Raw genomic sequence first — 19,190 nt, forward strand, 5'->3', positions numbered from 1 at the left:
AAGCTCATTTTTTTTCACAAGCAGTCGGCATTTTGTTTTGTAAAGCTGTGTATCTCGATTAGAATAGCGCCATCTTGCTAACGCCTTTTGACATATGTCTGATCAAAATCTCTCTCCCAATCAACCAGATCAGCTTGATTTGGTTTATGGTTTAAATGACCGCCCGCAACCCTTTATTGCTTTCCTTGCTGCCTTTCAACACCTACTCGCAATCATTGTCCCAATTGTTACACCTGGCTTACTCATTTGTTTAGCTTTGGGGGTGTCCAAACAAGACACCAACATGATTTTATCCATGTCTTTGGTGATTTCCGGGATTGCGACTTTCTTACAATGTAAAAAAGTTGGACCTTTTGGTGCAGGCTTACTCATTGTGCAAGGCACCAGTTTTAACTTTATTGGACCTATCATCGGGATTGGCTCTGCCATGGTGGCTGCGGGTACTCCTGTAGAGTCTGTTATGGCGGCAATTTTTGGCGTGGTGATTGCAGGTTCATTTATTGAAATGGGCGTTTCAAGGATTTTACCTTGGATCAAAATGTTAATTACCCCATTGGTGACAGGCATTGTGGTGCTGTTGATTGGTCTGACTTTGATTAAAGAAGGCTTAATTAGCATGGGTGGTGGCTATCAAGCCATGTCAAACAATACCTTTGCCAACACAGACAACTTAATTATGTCATGTACGGTATTGGGTTTAATTATCTTGCTCAACCGTATTCGTATTACTTGGGTAAAAAGCTCAGCGATCTTAATTGCCTTGGTCGTGGGCTATATTCTTGCTGGCTTTATGGGACATCTGGATTTTTCCGGTTTAAAAGATGCGCCATTAGTGCAAGTTCCAACACCGATGCACTTTGGCCTGAGCTTCTCTTGGAGCCTGTTTATTCCAATGGCCTTCATCTATTTAGTGACGTCTTTGGAAGCCATTGGTGATATCACCGCAACTTCAAAACTTTCCAACCAGCCTGTGGATGGTGCCACTTGGATGGAGCGTATTAAAGGCGGGGTCTTGGTGAATGGGGCTAACTCATTTCTTGCCGGTATTTTTAATACGTTCCCTAGCTCGGTGTTTGCGCAAAACAACGGGGTAATTCAGTTGACTGGTGTCGCAAGCCGTTATGTCGGAATCTGGATTGCTGCAATGTTAGTGATTTTAGGTTTATTACCCGCTGTTGCAGGTGTAATTCAAGCGGTTCCGCAAGCGGTATTAGGTGGTGCTGTAATGGTGATGTTCGGTGCAGTTGCGGCATCTGGCATTAATATTCTGTCTGGGGTTCACCTTGACCGTCGCGCCCTACTCATTATTGCCATTTCACTGGCACTCGGACTGGGTGTTGCACAAGTACCGCAAATTTTGGAACATCTCCCTGAATTGTTCCGTAACATTTTTAGTTCGGGTGTTGCGACCGGTGGTATTGCCGCACTGATTTTAAATATTGTGCTTCCTGAAACGAAGAAATAAATTTTCATTTCTGTATGCACCTTGCCCAGCATTGTCTGGGCATCGTTTTTACTATGGAGTAAATAAGATGGATCCACGAAGTGAAGTTGTTCTTCGTCAGCACGCGTTTCTTTCCGGCTCAATTCTGTTGGTCAATGCGCCTTGTGATGCATTAAGTTCAGAACTCGCAGGGACGGTTACCCCCCATTTTTGGACATGGAATTTTAACGAATTACAATATTTTGAGGCTCAACAAAGCTCTGTACATTTTGGCACTGATTTACCAGAGGTTAGCTTTGAACAAGCTATTGTTTTTGTTCCAAAATCAAAAGAACTACTTAACTATGTGCTACACCAACTGGTCAGTCGTATGGCGGTGGGTTCTTCTATCTTTTTAGTTGGTGAAAAAAAAGGGGGCGTGGAACGTGCTGCCAAGCAGCTACAACCTTTTGGTAAAAGCCTCAAATTAGATAGCGCCCGACATTGTCAAATGTGGCAACTGGTCACCGAAAAGACCGTAACCGCAAAACCTTTGGCTGAGTGGGCACAACACTACACCGTGCAAACCCCGAAAGGTGAGTTACAAATTAGTGCGTTACCAGGTGTGTTTAGCCAGAATCGCCTAGATGTCGGTACAGCCGTTTTACTCCCGTATCTATCGGAAGTCACATCGGGGAAAATTGCAGACTTTGGTTGTGGTGCAGGTGTTATCAGTGCCTATTTAGCCAAGTTAAATCCGAAAAATCGCATTTTTGCTTTAGATGTTGATGCCTTTGCACTTGCATCTACAAAAATGACTTTTGAAAAAAATAATCTTTTACCAGAACAACTTGAGATTAAAGCAGTACGCGGCATTGAAGATGCACCACTGTTTTTACACGCAATCGTCAGCAATCCCCCATTCCATCAAGGCATTCATACAGATTACAATGCCAGCGAAAATTTATGCAAAACCTCTCGCCGTCATCTGAAATCAGATGGCGAATTGTGGATTGTTGCCAATCGCTTTTTAAATTATCCATTACTTATTGAGCAAAGTTTTGGTCAATGTACAACCAAAGCCGATCAACAAGGCTTTAAAGTGCTTTTTGCAAGCACGCAAAAGAAATCTTAAGGAATAACGATGAGCGAAACGACTCAACCAGCTCAACTCAAGCGTAAGCTTGGAGCTCGTCATCTGAATATGATCGCCATTGGTGGTTCTATTGGTACAGGTTTATTCCTTGCCTCAGGTGCGACCATTGCAAATGCAGGTCCTGGCGGTGCATTGCTCGCCTATTGCTTAATTGGCGTGATGATCTACTTTCTTATGACCAGCCTAGGCGAACTTGCAACTCATAACCCAACTTCAGGTGCTTTTTTTACTTATGGCACTAAATATGTTGAAGGCGGTTTTGGTTTTGCCCTTGGTTGGAACTATTGGTACAACTGGGCGATTACGGTTGCATTTGAATTGGTTGCCGTCCAATTCATCATGAAATTCTGGTTTCCAGATATCCCTGGCTTTTACTGGAGTGCACTGTTCCTAGCCGTTGTCTTTGGGATCAATGCGCTGACAGTGAAAGGCTTTGGTGAAAGCGAGTTCTTCTTCTCATTGGTCAAAGTCCTTGCGATTATTGTGTTCATCATTATTGGTATCTTCACAATTGCCAAAATCATGATGACTTCAGGTGCCTCAACATTTGCAAACTGGACCAAGGGTGAAGCGCCTTTTGTTGGCGGCCTATCCGCACTCATCGGTGTAGCCATGATTGCTGGATTCTCATTTCAAGGGACGGAAATGGTTGGGGTTGCCGCAGGAGAATCCAAAGATCCTCAAAAAACCATTCCGATTGCCATTAAACAAATTTTCTGGCGTATCTTGTTATTTTATATCGTGTGTATTTTCATCATCGGCACTCTAATTTCATACGATGACCCGATGCTTTTACAGGCGGCTTCGTCTGAAAATATTGCTTTATCCCCTTTCACCCTACTCTACGAAAAAGCGGGTTTTGCCTTCGCTGCGAGTGCAATGAATGCGGTGATTTTGACTGCAATTCTTTCAGCAGGTAACTCAGGTATGTATACCTCAACCCGGATGCTGTTTAACATGGCACAGAACGGTAGCGCACCTAAGCTGTTTGGCAAACTTGATCCGCGTGGCGTACCAATGAATGCACTTTATGCAACAACAGTAATTGCTGCACTGTGCTTCTTAACCACTTTTATTGGTGAAGAACAAGTATTCAACTGGTTGCTCAACATGTCTGGGATGTGTGGTTTTATCGTTTGGCTGGGAATTGCTGTTTCACACTATCGCTTCCGTAAAGGGTATATTGCACAAGGACATAAAATTGAAGATTTAGCTTATCGTGCAAAATTCTTCCCCTTTGCACCATGGTTTGCCTTTATCCTATGTTCAATTGTTGTCCTCGGTCAGAATTACCAAGCGGTACTTGCGGGTGAGTGGTTATCCGTTCTATCAACGTATATCGGTATTTTCTTATTCTTGGTGATTTGGCTTGGTTATAAATGGAAATACAAAACCAAGTTGATTTCCTACCACGACATGGATGTTAAGCCAATGAATCTAGACCGCGAATAATTTCCCTATTAAAAAACAGCCTTCGGGCTGTTTTTTATGGGTGAATTTAAAGTTAAGCTAAAAAATAAATTCCCAAGCGACAACCTGTTATGGCGCTTTTAGTACTCCTGTATTTAGCCAAGCGTATTAAAATTGCCGATCAAATCACTAAAAAGCCCCGACATCCTGTCGAGGCTTTTTTAGATCTTGCGAAGGTATAACTCCTGTCGTACCGTTTGCATCCATTCTTCACTGTTATTGTTATTCTAATGAAACATCCTGTTCCTGATGAGTTCATCATATGCACATTCGCCTCTCCAACCTAGAGGTAAAAAGACCTAAATCGTGTCAGCCAAAAGCTACAAATTACATCTAGGATTTAGTTTGAGCATAATCTCGTGCTCCAAAGAGTGCTGTACCTATCCGTACTATGGTTGAGCCTGCGGCAATTGCAGCATTAAGATCCCCCGACATGCCCATGCTTAAGGTGTCCCAATCTTCTGGATGAGCATGGCATTCTTTGACTTGATTAAACAGCTTTTTTGCCTCCATGAAAGCGGCGCTATTATTCGGTGCAGGAATCACCATAATTCCACGAAGTTTTAAATGCGGAAGTTGGCTGATTTCACGCACCAACTCAGCAACCTGATCTGGCTGACACCCATCTTTTGTATCTTGAGCATCAATATTTACCTGCAGGCAAATATTTAAAACCCGCTGTGTCGCTGAGCGTTGACTGGATAGACGCTCAGCAATAATCAAGCGATCAACCCCATGCACCCAAGCAAATTTTTCTGCCAAATGTTTGGTCTTATTCCGTTGCACATGCCCGATAAAGTGCCACTCAATCTCTAAATCTTTTAAAGCCTCCATCTTATCCAAGGCTTCTTGCAAATAGTTTTCACCAAATGCATGCTGCCCCGCGGCATACATCTCGCGCAATGCTTCGCTTGGATGAGTTTTAGAAACCGCAAGTAACTCTACTGTTGCAGTATCTCGTTTCGCACTTTCACAGGCTGCCTTAATGTGCTCTAAAACTTGATTTCGCGACTCTTTCAAACTATTCATTGACGATATTCTCATTTCATTCATCTTTTTTTACGTTCAAGCCACTCTAACTGTTGGTTACGCGGCAGGAAAGCCTTATTATTCTATCAAAATAATTAAGATTTATATGATCTCGGGGAACTTATGGACATTACAGAATTATTGGCATTTTCTGCAAAAAACGGGGCTTCAGACTTACACTTATCTGCGGGCATGCCACCAATGATTCGCGTCGACGGTGAAGTTCGTCGTATTAATTTACCAGCACTGGAACACAAAGAAGTACACAAATTGGTGTACGACATCATGAATGACAAACAACGTCGTGATTATGAAGAACTGCTTGAAACTGACTTTTCCTTTGAAGTGCCGGGGGTGGCGCGTTTCCGTGTCAATGCCTTCAACCAAAACCGCGGTGCAGGTGCCGTATTCCGTACCATTCCATCCAAAGTATTAACAATGGATGACTTGGGTCTTGGCAATATCTTTAAAGAAATTTGTGACTACCCTCGTGGCATTGTCTTGGTGACAGGTCCTACAGGTTCAGGTAAATCAACCACACTCGCAGCCATGCTCGACTATATTAACGATCGTCGCTACGATCACATTTTAACGGTCGAAGACCCGATCGAATTTGTACACCAATCCAAAAAATGCCTCATCAACCAGCGAGAAGTACATCGTGATACGCATGGCTTTAATGAAGCATTACGCTCGGCCTTACGTGAAGACCCTGACATTATCTTGGTCGGTGAGATGCGTGACCTTGAAACCATCCGCTTAGCGTTAACTGCGGCAGAAACAGGTCACTTGGTTTTCGGTACATTACATACCACATCTGCTGCAAAAACCATTGACCGTGTAATTGACGTCTTTCCTGCCGAAGAAAAAGACATGGTTCGTGCCATGTTATCCGAATCGTTACAAGCGGTGATTTCACAAACCTTATTAAAGAAAAACGGTGGCGGACGTGTTGCCGCACATGAAATCATGATCGGTATTCCTGCAATTCGTAACTTAATTCGTGAAAACAAAGTTGCTCAAATGTACTCTGCCATCCAAACAGGTGCAAACTATGGCATGACCACACTTGATCAAAGCTTAAAGACCCTTGTTTCAAAAGGTGTAATCAGTCCGCAAACAGCTCGTACTGTCGCAAAACAACCAGAATCATTCTTATAAGAATACTGAAACGGAATTAGGAAAACGGTTATGGACTTTAATGACTTATTAAATTTAATGATTCAACAGAAAGCCTCAGATCTTTTTGTCACGGCTGAAGTTGAACCATCGATGAAGATCAATGGACAAATTGTGCCTGTAGCAAAAACCAAGTTAACAGGTGAAATTGTTGGGCAACTTCTCAACTCGATCATGAGCGAGAAGCAAAGAAAAGAGTTCGCAGACACACGCGAATGCAACTTTGCCATCATGAACCGAGAAAAAACAGCACGATTCCGTGTCAGCGCATTTCAACAGCGTGATCAGCCAGGCATGGTGCTACGTCGTATTGAAACCAAAATCCCAACCATGGATGAGCTCAAACTTCCTGCTGTACTAAAAGATTTAGCCATGACCAAGCGTGGAATTATTATCTTCGTTGGTGCAACAGGTACTGGTAAATCGACTTCTCTGGCATCTATTATTGGCTATCGCAACCAGAACTCTCAAGGTCATATCATTACCATTGAAGACCCAATTGAATTTATTCATGAACATGCTGGTTGTATTATTACCCAACGCGAAGTGGGTATCGATACCGATTCTTTTGAAGTTGCTTTAAAGAATACTTTACGTCAAGCCCCCGATGTCATTTTAATTGGTGAGATTCGTTCGCGTGAAACCATGGATTACGCGATAGCCTTTGCAGAAACAGGTCATTTAGTTTTTGCAACGCTACATGCCAACAACGCAAACCAAGCGATTGACCGGATTATTCACTTCTTCGAAGCTGATCGTCACGGCCAGTTATTTATGGACCTATCTTTAAACCTAAAAGCCATGGTGGCGCAGCAACTGATTCCAACCATTGATGGAAATTCACGTCGTGCCGCAATTGAAATTCTCATTAACTCCCCTTTAATTTCTGATCTCATTCGTAAGGGTGATGTACATGAAATTAAAGACTTAATGAAGCGTTCACGTGAACTTGGTATGCAAACCTTTGACCAAGCGCTATATGATTTATACAAAGCTAAGCAAATTACCTATAAAGACGCATTAAAACATGCCGATTCACCAAACGACTTACGTCTACAAATCAAACTTTCTGAAGAAGGGGCAGATCGTTTAATGAATGCCAGCTCGCATATCACTTTTGATGGTCAATAAGCATACTGAGTAAATTAAGATAAAAAAAGCGAGCATTTAGCTCGCTTTTTTTATCAATCTACATAAAAGCAATTAATACTAATAAAGAAAATACCTTATAAAAAAAGCAGCCTTAAGGCTGCTTTTTTAAATCAAATTCAATAATGAATTATTGAGCTTGACCAGGTTGTACTGTAACAGTACGGCTACCAGTGATTGTCGCGAATACACGACGGTTCATAGCACGACCTTCTTTAGTTTTGTTGTCAGCAATCGGTTGATCCCAAGCGAAACCTTGAGTTGACAAACGAGACGCGTCAACGTTGTATTCATTTACAAGAGCAGTTTTAACAGAGTTAGCACGAGCTAAAGATAAACGTTCATTCAATGCACGTGGACCAGTGTTATCTGTGTGACCTTCGATGCGAGCAGTAGCGTTTGGATATTCAACTAACTTCTCAGCAACTTTAGCAATTTCTGGCTTGTATTGGTCTTTGATGTTTGATTTGTTCGTATCAAAGAACACACGAAGTTCCATGTTAAGATCTTCAGTCAATTGCTCAGGAACTGGCTCAACTGGAGCAACTGGCTCAACTTCTACTACAGGCGCAGCAGGTTTTAAGTGACCACCAAGAACTACGTTAAGACCAGCTAAAGCTGTGTAGTTCCAGAAGTCTTCATCAATGTTATATGTAGCACGTGCTTCAGTACGAAGAGACAATGCATCATTTAAACGCCAGAAAGCGCCTAAACCAGCATTACCAAGTGTACCTTCTTCACCATCACGGTAACCCAAAGCAGCATTGTCAAAATCGTATTCGTAGTGACCAGCACCTAATAATACGTATGGCTTGATTTTGCTGTCATAATTTTTAGTGAACAAATCAGAAGTAGCATAGAAGTTACCGTTGATTTGCTTTTGCTTGTATTCACCAGCGTTTGGATCAACATCACCTTTCACTTGGTTATATTCAGCTTCAAAACCTAACCATGGAGTAAGCTCAACACCCAAAGCAGCACCAACAAATAGGTCATCTTGTAATTCATGACTATCTGTTAAGTTACTGTTGTTATGGTCTGTGCCAAACATTGTATAACCAAGCATTAATGGCGTGATAGTTACACCAGCGTTAGCAGCAGCCAAAGGTGCAGCAACGAGCATCGCTAAAGCAATACGACTCATTTTCATGGATTTATCCTCCAGAGATAAACAATTGTTGTTCAAGCTAAGCCTAAAATTTTTGCTATCCTGAGATAGGCTTTTTTAAATACCCCAGTTTTATTTTTAAGCTACTCACCTTGAATAATACAAACACTGAGTTCGTTTGTCCAAGTGTTTGATAATTTTAATCAAGTAAATTATTGACAAAATTACTTACAATTTCAGTTGTAGTTCAGTAAATTTATAATCTCTTTCTTTTTAAGAATAGCTTATTGTCACTTGCGCTTCACTATAGCATTTTCATGTTGTTAGAGAAACACTTTTTTCATTATAAAATGAATAAAAAACAATGCATTAATATTCATTATTAAACTAAAAAATACAGATACTTAGGTTGTTTTATATGCACCTCTATAAAAATTTGGCTTTTACGTTAGTAGAACTTGCCATTACATTATTAGTATTGTCAATACTCTTTACGTTAGCTGCGCCTTATTACCATGAGATAAGAGCACAACAAGAACGTCGTGCAATCTATCGACAAATTATTAACAACGTCCAAATTGCTAAACAGCATGCGCTCATCCATCACACAAATGTCGTGATATGTTCCACAGCAGACAATAAAACCTGTAAAAACTCAATGTGGCAACATGGTTTTATCGTATTTCTAGATTCCAATAAAAACCGACAAATAGACAGTCAAGAGATGCTGATTAACAGCGAAAATACCCATTTACATTACGGCAGTCTAAATTGGCGTGGCACCTTAAATTTTTCTAGCTTGAATTTTCTCTCCGAGCACGGACTTCCTATCGGGTCGAATGGTAGTTTTTATTATTGTTCATCTCAAACCCATGATCATATGAAAATTATTCTTAATAAAATGGGACATGTCCGCAGTGAAAATCTTGCAAATTGTTGAGAACCGTCCAGTCTACAGCAAATACAACATCTGATTTATTGTTTTCAATATACTGCTATAGATTGAACAAAAACTGATTATATTCATTCGGAGTTATATCAATGACGGATATCGTGATTGTAAATGGTGCACGCACCGCTATGGGCGGATTTCAAGGCAGTCTTTCAGGATTAACCGCTCCTGAACTCGGTGCTGCTTCAATTAAAGAGGCCATCGCACGTGCAGGTCTACAACCTAGCGATGTAGAAGAAGTCATTATGGGCTGTGTTTTACCTGCGGGTTTAAAACAAGGCCCAGCACGTCAAGCCATGCGTAAAGCAGGACTACCTGATTCAACGGGTGCGGTTACCATCAACAAATTATGTGGTTCAGGCATGAAAGCCGTGATGCAAGCTGCCGACATGATTAAAGCAGATTCGGCTGAAATTGTAGTTGCAGGCGGTATGGAATCCATGACCAATGCACCATACATTCTCACCAAAGCACGTGCGGGTTACCGTATGGGGCATGGCGATGTAAAAGATCATATGTTCCTTGATGGCTTAGAAGATGCTGAAACAGGCCGCTTAATGGGTTCTTTTGCGCAAGATATGGCCAACACGCGCGGCTATACTCGTGAACAAATGGATGAATTCGCAATTCGTTCTTTACAACGTGCACAAACGGCAGTTCAAGAAGGCTATTTTGCTGATGAAATCGTTCCTGTGACGGTGTCTACACGTAAGGGTGATGTCGTTATTGATAAAGACGAACAGCCATTCAATGCCAATATCGATAAAATTCCGACTTTACGCCCTGCATTTGCCAAAGATGGCACGATTACCGCAGCCAATGCCAGCTCCATTTCTGATGGTGCCTCAGCTTTAGTATTAACTTCTGCCAATAATGCAGCCGCTAAAGGTTTACAGCCATTGGCTAAAATCATGGCATACGCATCTAACTCTCAACACCCTTCTGAATTCACCATTGCACCAGTTGGCGCGATTGAGAAAGTTTTGAAAAAGACCGGTTGGGATGCACAAGAAGTTGACCTTTGGGAAATCAATGAAGCCTTTGCTATGGTCACCATGTGCCCAATGGATGACTTTAAACTTGATCCCGCTAAAGTGAACATCAATGGTGGTGCATGTGCACTTGGACACCCTGTAGGTTCAACAGGTTCTCGTATTATCCTGACCCTGATTCATGCCTTAAAACGTACTGGTGGCAAAAAAGGGATTGCCGCACTCTGTATCGGTGGCGGTGAAGCAACTGCTGTTGCAATCGAACTGCTCTAAGTTATAAAAGATGGTGTTAAAAAAATCTCCCAAACGGGAGATTTTTTTATGCTTACATTTTTTTTCATTATTGATTGGATAGCCTGCTAAATTAAAATACTCAAAAATAAAATGGAACAATAAAATGCATCTAAACCATTATCTCAATTTCCAAGGTCAAGCTGAAGCTGCTTTTAATTTTTACAAGTCTGTCTTTGGCGGTGAGTTTTCCATGCTGAGTCGTTATGGAGATATGCCACCCAGTGAAGGCGTGACCTTATCAGAAGCAGATAAAAATTTGATCCTGCATGTTTCATTACCGATTAATGACTTTACCGTGCTCATGGCATCCGATACATCGGAGCAGCTTTGTGCACCGAATGCGGTATTTATTCAAGGAACTAATCACTATATTTCGATTAATCTTGAACAAAATGAACAAGAAGAAGCTCAACGCTTATTTGACGCACTCTCGGTCAATGGTCAGATTGAAATGCCTTTAGAGAAAACCTTTTGGGGTGCCTTGTATGGTGCTTTTACCGATCAATTTGGCGTGAAATGGATGGTGAACTGTCAACTTGTAGAGATATAGCGCTATACACCCTCATAAATTGATGAATCTACAAATAAAAAAGCCAGATTAAATCTGGCTTTTCCCACTGAAAAGCTGATTAAGCTCCAGTTTGATAACTTGCTTGAGCAACTGCAGTGGAGGCTTGGTAAGGATTGGTAAAATCAGCTAAACCTGCTGCCGCTTCCTGAACATCTTTACCTTCTTTAATCACAAAAGTATCGAAACCAGAACGCTTCATATAGTTTAAGACATCCTTAAACACATCACCTGTCGCACGCAATTCGCCTTGAAAACCTTGACGACGTAGCAATGCAGCAAATGAATAGCCACGACCATCGTTAAAACCTGCGAAATCGATAAAGATCGCATCTAACTGATCTAACGGAAATTCATTGACTTCAGGAGAAGCATCTACCGTAATCAGTAAGGCTTTTTTACCTGTAATGTTCGCCAGTTGATCCAATTGATCAACAGTCAGCACCACATCACCTTGTGGTAAGACAGCATCTTCACCAATCAACTGGTAGCTATTGTCTGCAATTGTGCCATCTTTAGAGAGCACTTGTAGTGCGGTATTAAGCATAAGCACGCTCCTTAAATGGTTGAATGCCAACACGGCGATAAGTCTCAATGAACTCTTCACCCTCTTGACGCAAATCAAGATAAGTATTCAGAATTTCTTCAATGATGTCTGGCACAGCTTCAGCCGCAAATGATGGCCCTAAGATGTCACCAATCGAAGCATCATGGTCTGCATTCCCGCCCAACGTAATTTGGTAGAATTCAGCACCTTTTTTATCCACACCTAAAATACCAATATTGCCGACATGGTGATGACCACAAGCATTCATACAGCCAGAAATGTTCAAATCAATATGACCAAGATTGTAAACCGTATCTAGATCATCAAAACGACGTGAAATCGCTTCAGAAATTGGAATTGATTTCGCATTGGCTAATGAACAGAAATCACCGCCTGGGCAGCAGATAATATCGGTAATAAAGCCAATGTGCGCACGCGCCAAGTCATGCTGTTCAAGCGTTTGCCATAATTCGAACAGGTCTTTCTGCGGTACATCGACCAAAGAAATGTTTTGTTCGTGGGTGGTACGTAATTCACCGAAAGTATATTTGTCTGCAAGATCTGCAATCAAATTCATTTCCGCAGTAGTCACATCACCTGGTGCAATACCTGCGCGTTTTAATGAAATGGTTACAACACGGTAACCCGCCACTTTATGCGCATTGGTATTGATGTTAAACCATTGTTTGAACTTAGGATGTTCTGCAAATACTGCCGTAAAGTCTTCATCTGCCAATTGCTGATAAGCAAATGGTGTAAATTCTTCATCGAGTTTTGCTAAAGTTTCAGCATCCACTTTCAGTGTTTTAATCGTGTGAGCAAATTCTGCTTCCACTTTTTCAGCAAACACTTCTGGTGTAAGTGCTTTCACTAAAATTTTGATACGCGCTTTATATTTATTGTCACGGCGACCATGTAGGTTATAAACACGAAGTACCGCTTCAAGATAAGCAATTAAATCTTCACGGGGTAGCCATTCTTTGATGATTGAACCAATAATTGGGGTACGACCTAAACCACCACCCACTTTGATTTTATAGCCAATCTCACCTGCTGCATTTTTCACGATATACACACCGATATCGTGGAAAGAAGTTGCAGCACGATCCACTTCTTCTAAAGCTGACACGGCAATTTTAAATTTACGTGGCAAGAAAGCGAATTCAGGATGGAAAGTTGACCATTGACGGATCAATTCACACGTTGGACGCGGGTCAGCAATTTCACCCGCAACCACGCCTGCATATTGGTCGGTGGTAGTGTTACGGATACAGTTACCTGATGTTTGAATCGCGTGCATCTGTACTGTTGCCAATTCGGCAAGCATATCAGGCACGTTTTCAAGCGCTGGCCAGTTAAACTGAATGTTTTGACGTGTTGACACATGGGCATAGCCACGGTCATATTCTTTCGCCAATTCCGCAACCTTGCGTAACTGGGTTGAACTCATCAAACCATAAGGAACGGCAATACGTAACATTGGCGCATAGCGTTGTACGTATAAACCATTTTGAAGACGTAGCGGGCGGTATTCATCTTCAGTGAGTTTACCTGCTAAATAACGTTCCGTTTGATCACGGAACTGTGCAACACGTTCATTGATCAGTTGCTGATCAAAATCAGTATATAAATACATGGCGTACAGCTAGTAGTTTAATTATAACGACTGACAGCATAACGACATTTAAACTATCAACAAAATGCGTTTTTTACATATTTCATAGCGGTTTTATTGATAAAGATAAATATTCGTGACATTTCCGCCAAATCCTTGAACTTTTTTTAGCTTTTATTCTTTTTGATTAGATGCTTATGCAATATTAATCTAACTCACCGCCACTCTCTCCAAACTCATATTTTATTGCTGTTGCTGCTGTTCTTTCCACTAAAATGAGGTGTTGCAATCACGGAATCACGCCCATCTTCGTTGATCATTTTTAAAATTTATGCCCAAAGTCCAATCAATCAAATTCCCCTCAATACTGGCTTGACGGTTTAGGGAGTTTTACCTCAAAAACATCCTTAAGGTGAAATAGAAATCCTATTTTTGCTGGTGATCAAGGCTCAGCCTATGTACAGGTGACAAGACAATCTCAAGCAGAACTGCAGGATCAATGATTTATCGCATTAAAAATACATGTATTGATTTTATCGTCATACGACTACAGTCGTTAAAATGTACTCGACGGCATTAGGCAATCCTTTTCAATTGCTTTTTAACAGCAAAAGCCTGGCGAATCAGGCTTTTGCGTTTAAACAAAGATCTTTTACGGTAATGCATAAGCCACGACAGAATCGCCCATTTTGGTACCAAAAGAGCCATGACCACCCGCCATAATGACGACATACTGTTTACCATTCGCTTCATAGGTCATGGGTGTAGCTTGTCCACCTGCAGGTAACCGCCCTTCCCACAACTGCTCGCCATTGCTGACATTAAAAGCACGCAGATAATTGTCTTGTGTGGCCGCAACAAACATAACATTGCCCGCAGTAGAAATAGGACCGCCGAGTCCAGGTACACCAATTTTTAACGGTGGTAACTGAAACAATTGCGGCAAACTGTCGCGGATGGTGCCAATGCGTTTTTTCCAGACCACTTGATGGGTTTTTAAATCTACCCCTGCCACATAACCCCAAGCTGGCTGCTTACATGGCAGACCAAGGGGTGATAAGAATGCGCTGATTTCTACGCCATATGGCACGCCATACATCGGTTGAATGCCCTGTTCAGTGCCTGCCCCTTTGGCGGTTTCCTGACGGTTCGGGTCGGCTGGAATTAAGCGACTCACAAATGGCAAGCCAATCGGATTCATGACTGCCACCTGACGATCGGTATTGACCGACATGCCGCCCCATTCAAAGACCCCTAAATTGCCAGGAAAGACTAAAGTGCCATTTTCAGACGGCGGGGTATAAATGCCATCATAATTCAGACGGTGAAATGCAACACGGCAGATCAGTTGATCAAACATGGTCGCGCCCCACATATCTTTATCTTTTAATTTTTCTTGTGGTGCCAGATTTAGATCGGAAAAAGGCTGCGTTGCTGAATAATGCTCACCTTGCGTTTGCGGTCCGCGTTTCACCCTTTGTGGCACTGCCCGCTCGTTGATTGGCACGATCGTTTTGCCGGTGCGTCGATCCAGCACAAATACGTTACCGGTTTTGGTTAATACATAAATCGCGGGAACGGTTTGACCCGTAGTATCCTGAATATCGGCCAAGGAAGGTTGCGCTGGAACATCCATATCCCACAGATCATGATGCGTGGTCTGGAAATGCCAAACCAATTTGCCTGTACTGGCATTAATCGCCAACATGGAATTGGCATAACGCTCTTTGAGTTCTGTGCGGTCTCCCCCCCAGATATCAGGTGTTCCCACCCCTGTTGGCACATAGACAATATCGAGTTTGGCATCGTACGCTAAAGGGGCCCATGCATTGGGCGAGTTATGCACAAACGTAGTATTTTCATTGGGCATGGCATTCGGATTTTGAGCGCCGGTATCAAAGACCCAAAGCAATTCCCCCGTATTCACATCATAGCCACGAATCACCCCAGAAGGCTCTTTAGAGGAATAGTTATCGGTCACGGAACCCGCAATCACTACAGTAGTGCCTGAAATAATGCCTGGAGATGTTGGGTTATAGCCACCTGGATAGGCATAAGGCATAAATTTTTGTAGATCGACCTCACCCTTGACCCCGAAATCTGAACAGGCTTTACCTGTATCCGCATTCACTGCCACTAAGCGTCCATCATTGACAGGAACAATCACTTTTCGAGGACATTCAGCCGATAAGCTGCTGCGTTGCTGTAAGCTGGTCGCAAACTCAGCCGTGTTACTGGCATCGTAATACATGACCCCACGACAGGTTAGATGCTGAAAAGTATGATCCGCTTTTAACTTGGGATCAAAACGCCATTTTTCGGCCCCTGTGACAGGATCTAAGGCAATTAACCATTGGTGTGTAGTACACAAAAAGAGATTATTCCCGACTTTAATCGGGGTTACCTGATTGGTGGTTTCACCCGAGTCCTGATCGGTTTTGACATCTCCGGTACGGAATGTCCAAGCCACTTTAAGGTCTTTGACATTTTGATCGTTAATTTGTGTCAGCGGAGAATAGCGTACCCCAGCTTGAGTCCGCCCATAGGCAGGCCAATCTTGCTCTTCGATACCATCTACAGCTTGTGCAGTTTTTGGCTGTGGCTGCTGAATCACCCCGTTAATTTCTTGTGGGTCATTAAAAATCGCATAGACCATAACCACTATTGCAATCAGTAATGTTCCTGAAAGGGCAACTTTACTGCCCTGCACCGAACTCATGTTTCGAGTCACTGTAGGAATAAGCAGCCATAAGCCAAGTATCCCCAAAATATCTAGACGTGGCGCCAAGGCCCAGAAGTCCGTACCCACCTCCCACAGACTCCACAGAATGGTTGCCAGCATCAGAAAACTGTAGAGCCATAATGATGATGCTTGATTTCGCTTGAATAAAAGTGCTGATGCCAACAACAAGCAGGCAGCAATCACATAATAAATAGAACCCCCTAATAAAATGAGCCAAATTCCGCCAATCAAGAGATAGAGCGCAATCAAGAACATCACAATTACGGTCAACGTTCGCATAGTACTGGATGGGTTACTCATTCTCTTCACCTCATGTTTTTATTATTCATGGCTTCTTCTATAATGTGTTACATCATAGCGTGCCTAGTGTTTTGGTTTCTTATACGGTTCAAATCCATGTTCGTCCGATCTAGATATTCAACATGGATCAGACATCTAGAATGCTGTTTGAAACTTAACGCCTCCAACCCAGACATTTTCGCCATTCTTATAGGCACCTACATGCCGTATATATTGAAGATTCGGGCGGATCATGAGCCAATGAGTCGCTTGTAAGCCATAGTAAAATTCCGTGTTATATTCTTCACTTTGCCCTGTGTTCAGCTCATCATTCAAATGTATTCGAGCAAAGCCCAATGCCATTTCATCTTGCGGACGTTGTTGAAATAGCCCAGTATAAATCAAACCAATATTTTGCATATTATCTACGCGATTGGTCTTATCATCATGCAAAGTGAGGTTCAAAAAGCCCGTCAAGCCACGATGCGGATCTTGATCATGTTGCAGTAATTGCTGTTTGGCGACCAACCAAAGCCCTTGTTTATGCGAGGTTGCTGTTGGATTCTGAATTTCGGTAGCGTCTGCGGTACTGTAATAATAGCCCCAGCGATATTCACCTGCTTTTGCCTGCGCACTGATCTGCGGTTGCCAAACCAATTCCACGGGTAAAATCACGCCATCCCCACCCGACATACTCAAATTAAAGCCTTGGCTGCGTTTTAAATTGTCGGGATTATATTCATAGACACCAATCTGGCTAAACAACTCAGGCGAAAATTGATATTTCAGCCGTGCCGCCCATTGACTCACAGGCCAGTTAAACCATTGATCACCCACCCAGTTGCCCACTTGGGAACCACATAAAGCCAAATTCTGAAAGCGACAGTCGAAGCTATTAAAATCCTCCCCTTCACCAAAACGCCCGATTTTGATATCAAGTTGCTGATTTAAAAATTGCTTTTTGATCCAGAAATTCGTCAGTCGCCAAGTTTGCCCACGTCCCCAGACTTCTTGGGTTGAACTTAAATGCCCTGCCAGAGCCTCAGCGGTTTGCGAAAGCGAATGACCATTTCGCTCCGTCACAATAATTTGCGCTTCGGTATCTTGCCAGCCCCATATTTTTTCTAAATCAAAATGACTTCCAATGACAAACTGATCAGCATATTCCGTCCCATCAGCAGGGTGATTTTTTGCATCTAGAAGGCTCGCCAACTCGCCTGTATAGCCGAAATCAAAGCGATAACCCTTCTCTTGTAATGCCGTTCGGGAACCATTCCAGTCCCCAAACATCCACGGACTTTCCGCTGTAAAAGCAGATTGCGCCTGTACTGATGAAGTGATGCTCCACCCCATGACACACAGCGCCAGCCATTTCCATGTCCTACGGAATTTGTGCATAGCTGCAACCATTTATAATTCTGTGATTGCTATTCAGGTTACGCCTGTTTTTTCATGATCAAATATTATCTTTTTGTCGTTTTTTGTTAAGTGTTTGATCTTATGAACGACTACTAGCTTGTGCAGGCTACCATTGGCCGACACCCAAAGCTTGCCCAATAAAATCATAGCGCATACTGGAGCGAGAGAACTTGATGGGGCAAGCAAGCTGCGCTTGGGTTTCGCTTGAATCTACAGACAATGGCACTTGAACCACCCAATGACGCTGCTGTGCCAAATCAGAATGCAAGGCTTCATCCAGCTGTAAAACAGGTTCTACACAGACATCTTGTACTGCAAATAACTGCTGCCATTGCGCTAAAGTCTGGGTTTTGATTTTTTCCTGCAAAGCCTGCTTCACCATCTTGCGATCTTCACTCGAGACAGAAGCCCCTTTGTCCTGCAAAATTGGAAGCTGTAATAGTTGCGCTAAGCCTGACATGAATTGTGGCTCTAAACTACCGATAGACAGATAGCGACCATCTTGCGTTTCATAGTAATCGTAAAAGCTCACTCCATTTAAAATGCCCGACTCTGGAGCTTGCGTGGTATTTCCTGCCAATGCGGCGGCGGCGGCCATACTATTCAGTGCCACCACACAATCCGTCATGGAAATGTCAATATATTGTCCTTGCCCACTTTGCGCACGCTCAATCACTGCGCTTAAAATCGCAATAACGGCATGCAAAGACCCACCCGCAATATCAGCAACTTGAATTCCCAGTGGTGGTGGTCCGCCTTGTACACGCCCACTATGCCCCGCAATACCAGACAGCGCTAAATAGTTAATATCGTGCCCTGCTTTATCTTTATAGTCACCCGTTTGACCATAGCCAGTAATCGAACAATAAATCAAACGCGGATTAATTTTTGATAAGGTAGCATAGTCTAAACCTAGACGCTGCATGACCCCTGGACGAAATTGCTCAACCACAATGTCGTAGTCCTGAATCCGCTCATGAATCTGAGCAATGTTTTGTGCATCCTTTAAATCTAAGGCTACGGACTGCTTGTTGCGATTGAGATATAAATGCGCAGTTGCCTGCCCATGTGCATAGGGCGGAAAGATTCGGATCAGGTCGGGTCGAGTCGGTGATTCTACATGAATCACTTCTGCACCTAGATCTGCCAAATATAAGGTCGCAAATGGACCAGGTAATAACGTTGAAAAATCGAGTACTTTCAATCCTTTTAAAGCATATTGCATATTCTTTTTACTCTTGAACTGTTGTATTTTTATCTATCTTAG

General features: G+C 42.6%; 15 protein-coding genes. 8 read left to right on the forward strand and 7 right to left on the reverse strand.

Going from position 1 to position 19,190, the window contains the following annotated elements; all coding sequences use genetic code 11:
* Positions 1-94 precede the first annotated feature (94 nt).
* From AC6CHI_RS14110 to AC6CHI_RS14120, 3 genes are all read left to right on the forward strand, one after another.
* Complete coding sequence (locus tag AC6CHI_RS14110) at positions 95-1,465, forward strand: uracil-xanthine permease family protein (protein WP_458893268.1); 1,371 nt, start codon at positions 95-97, stop codon at positions 1,463-1,465.
* Between the two features lie 67 nt (positions 1,466-1,532).
* On the forward strand, positions 1,533-2,558 hold the full coding sequence (locus tag AC6CHI_RS14115; protein ID WP_498122018.1) for a methyltransferase: 1,026 nt from the start codon (positions 1,533-1,535) through the stop codon (positions 2,556-2,558).
* Positions 2,559-2,567: 9 nt separating this feature from the next.
* Positions 2,568-4,031, forward strand: coding sequence for an amino acid permease (locus tag AC6CHI_RS14120; protein ID WP_498122020.1), 1,464 nt, complete (start codon positions 2,568-2,570; stop codon positions 4,029-4,031).
* A 351-nt stretch (positions 4,032-4,382) separates the two neighbouring features.
* Here AC6CHI_RS14120 and AC6CHI_RS14125 read toward each other — a convergent pair whose 3' ends face one another.
* Entirely contained in the window at positions 4,383-5,078 is a 696-nt protein-coding gene (locus tag AC6CHI_RS14125; RefSeq protein ID WP_498122022.1) for a YggS family pyridoxal phosphate-dependent enzyme, read from the reverse strand.
* A 123-nt stretch (positions 5,079-5,201) separates the two neighbouring features.
* Here AC6CHI_RS14125 and AC6CHI_RS14130 point away from each other — a divergent pair, with 123 nt between their 5' ends.
* Complete coding sequence (locus tag AC6CHI_RS14130) at positions 5,202-6,239, forward strand: type IV pilus twitching motility protein PilT (protein WP_498122024.1); 1,038 nt, start codon at positions 5,202-5,204, stop codon at positions 6,237-6,239.
* 30 nt (positions 6,240-6,269) lie between these two features.
* Entirely contained in the window at positions 6,270-7,388 is a 1,119-nt protein-coding gene (locus AC6CHI_RS14135; protein ID WP_498122026.1) for a PilT/PilU family type 4a pilus ATPase, read from the forward strand.
* Between the two features lie 148 nt (positions 7,389-7,536).
* Here the strand turns inward: AC6CHI_RS14135 and omp38 are convergent, their stop codons facing one another.
* Positions 7,537-8,556 carry an outer membrane protein Omp38 gene (gene omp38, locus AC6CHI_RS14140; protein WP_498122028.1) on the reverse strand — a complete coding sequence of 340 codons (1,020 nt, stop codon included), beginning with the start codon at positions 8,554-8,556 and terminating at the stop codon, positions 7,537-7,539.
* Positions 8,557-8,932: 376 nt separating this feature from the next.
* Between omp38 and AC6CHI_RS14145 the strand changes: the two genes are divergently transcribed.
* The 3 genes from AC6CHI_RS14145 (at position 8,933) to AC6CHI_RS14155 (ending at position 11,302) form a co-directional block, all read left to right on the forward strand.
* The gene (locus AC6CHI_RS14145; RefSeq protein ID WP_498122029.1) at positions 8,933-9,454 is read left to right on the forward strand and encodes a GspH/FimT family pseudopilin; all 522 of its coding nucleotides are present in this window, start codon (positions 8,933-8,935) and stop codon (positions 9,452-9,454) included.
* A gap of 101 nt (positions 9,455-9,555) precedes the next feature.
* The gene (locus tag AC6CHI_RS14150) at positions 9,556-10,731 is read left to right on the forward strand and encodes a thiolase family protein (RefSeq protein ID WP_498122031.1); all 1,176 of its coding nucleotides are present in this window, start codon (positions 9,556-9,558) and stop codon (positions 10,729-10,731) included.
* Between the two features lie 124 nt (positions 10,732-10,855).
* Positions 10,856-11,302 (forward strand): VOC family protein, encoded by a 447-nt coding sequence (locus AC6CHI_RS14155; protein ID WP_498122033.1) that lies wholly within the window; start codon positions 10,856-10,858, stop codon positions 11,300-11,302.
* 79 nt (positions 11,303-11,381) lie between these two features.
* Here the strand turns inward: AC6CHI_RS14155 and AC6CHI_RS14160 are convergent, their stop codons facing one another.
* From AC6CHI_RS14160 to AC6CHI_RS14180, 5 genes are all read right to left on the reverse strand, one after another.
* The gene (locus AC6CHI_RS14160; RefSeq protein ID WP_458893277.1) at positions 11,382-11,867 is read right to left on the reverse strand and encodes a DUF934 domain-containing protein; all 486 of its coding nucleotides are present in this window, start codon (positions 11,865-11,867) and stop codon (positions 11,382-11,384) included.
* The gene (locus AC6CHI_RS14165; protein ID WP_498122035.1) at positions 11,860-13,503 is read right to left on the reverse strand and encodes a nitrite/sulfite reductase; all 1,644 of its coding nucleotides are present in this window, start codon (positions 13,501-13,503) and stop codon (positions 11,860-11,862) included. Before AC6CHI_RS14165 ends, AC6CHI_RS14160 begins: the two co-directional genes overlap by 8 nt.
* Positions 13,504-14,134: 631 nt before the next feature.
* Positions 14,135-16,525, reverse strand: a complete 2,391-nt coding sequence (locus AC6CHI_RS14170) for a glucose/quinate/shikimate family membrane-bound PQQ-dependent dehydrogenase (protein ID WP_498122037.1) — start codon at positions 16,523-16,525, stop codon at positions 14,135-14,137.
* Positions 16,526-16,660: 135 nt separating this feature from the next.
* Positions 16,661-17,857, reverse strand: coding sequence for a carbohydrate porin (locus tag AC6CHI_RS14175; RefSeq protein WP_498122080.1), 1,197 nt, complete (start codon positions 17,855-17,857; stop codon positions 16,661-16,663).
* A gap of 172 nt (positions 17,858-18,029) precedes the next feature.
* A complete protein-coding gene (locus AC6CHI_RS14180) occupies positions 18,030-19,148 on the reverse strand; it encodes a CaiB/BaiF CoA transferase family protein (RefSeq protein ID WP_498122039.1) in 1,119 nt (372 codons plus the stop codon).
* Positions 19,149-19,190 lie beyond the last annotated feature (42 nt).

Source organism: Acinetobacter sp. GQ146, assembly GCF_059758585.1.

Excerpts from the sequence above, each read along its gene's own strand:
- AC6CHI_RS14110 (WP_458893268.1), top strand. The coding sequence starts at position 95 with ATGTCTGATCAAAATCTCTCTCCCAATCAACCAGATCAGCTTGATTTG.
- AC6CHI_RS14115 (WP_498122018.1), top strand. The coding sequence starts at position 1,533 with ATGGATCCACGAAGTGAAGTTGTTCTTCGTCAGCACGCGTTTCTTTCC.
- AC6CHI_RS14120 (WP_498122020.1), top strand. The coding sequence starts at position 2,568 with ATGAGCGAAACGACTCAACCAGCTCAACTCAAGCGTAAGCTTGGAGCT.
- AC6CHI_RS14125 (WP_498122022.1), bottom strand. The coding sequence starts at position 5,078 with ATGAATAGTTTGAAAGAGTCGCGAAATCAAGTTTTAGAGCACATTAAG.
- AC6CHI_RS14130 (WP_498122024.1), top strand. The coding sequence starts at position 5,202 with ATGGACATTACAGAATTATTGGCATTTTCTGCAAAAAACGGGGCTTCA.
- AC6CHI_RS14135 (WP_498122026.1), top strand. The coding sequence starts at position 6,270 with ATGGACTTTAATGACTTATTAAATTTAATGATTCAACAGAAAGCCTCA.
- omp38 (WP_498122028.1), bottom strand. The coding sequence starts at position 8,556 with ATGAAAATGAGTCGTATTGCTTTAGCGATGCTCGTTGCTGCACCTTTG.
- AC6CHI_RS14145 (WP_498122029.1), top strand. The coding sequence starts at position 8,933 with ATGCACCTCTATAAAAATTTGGCTTTTACGTTAGTAGAACTTGCCATT.
- AC6CHI_RS14150 (WP_498122031.1), top strand. The coding sequence starts at position 9,556 with ATGACGGATATCGTGATTGTAAATGGTGCACGCACCGCTATGGGCGGA.
- AC6CHI_RS14155 (WP_498122033.1), top strand. The coding sequence starts at position 10,856 with ATGCATCTAAACCATTATCTCAATTTCCAAGGTCAAGCTGAAGCTGCT.
- AC6CHI_RS14160 (WP_458893277.1), bottom strand. The coding sequence starts at position 11,867 with ATGCTTAATACCGCACTACAAGTGCTCTCTAAAGATGGCACAATTGCA.
- AC6CHI_RS14165 (WP_498122035.1), bottom strand. The coding sequence starts at position 13,503 with ATGTATTTATATACTGATTTTGATCAGCAACTGATCAATGAACGTGTT.
- AC6CHI_RS14170 (WP_498122037.1), bottom strand. The coding sequence starts at position 16,525 with ATGAGTAACCCATCCAGTACTATGCGAACGTTGACCGTAATTGTGATG.
- AC6CHI_RS14175 (WP_498122080.1), bottom strand. The coding sequence starts at position 17,857 with ATGGGGTGGAGCATCACTTCATCAGTACAGGCGCAATCTGCTTTTACA.
- AC6CHI_RS14180 (WP_498122039.1), bottom strand. The coding sequence starts at position 19,148 with ATGCAATATGCTTTAAAAGGATTGAAAGTACTCGATTTTTCAACGTTA.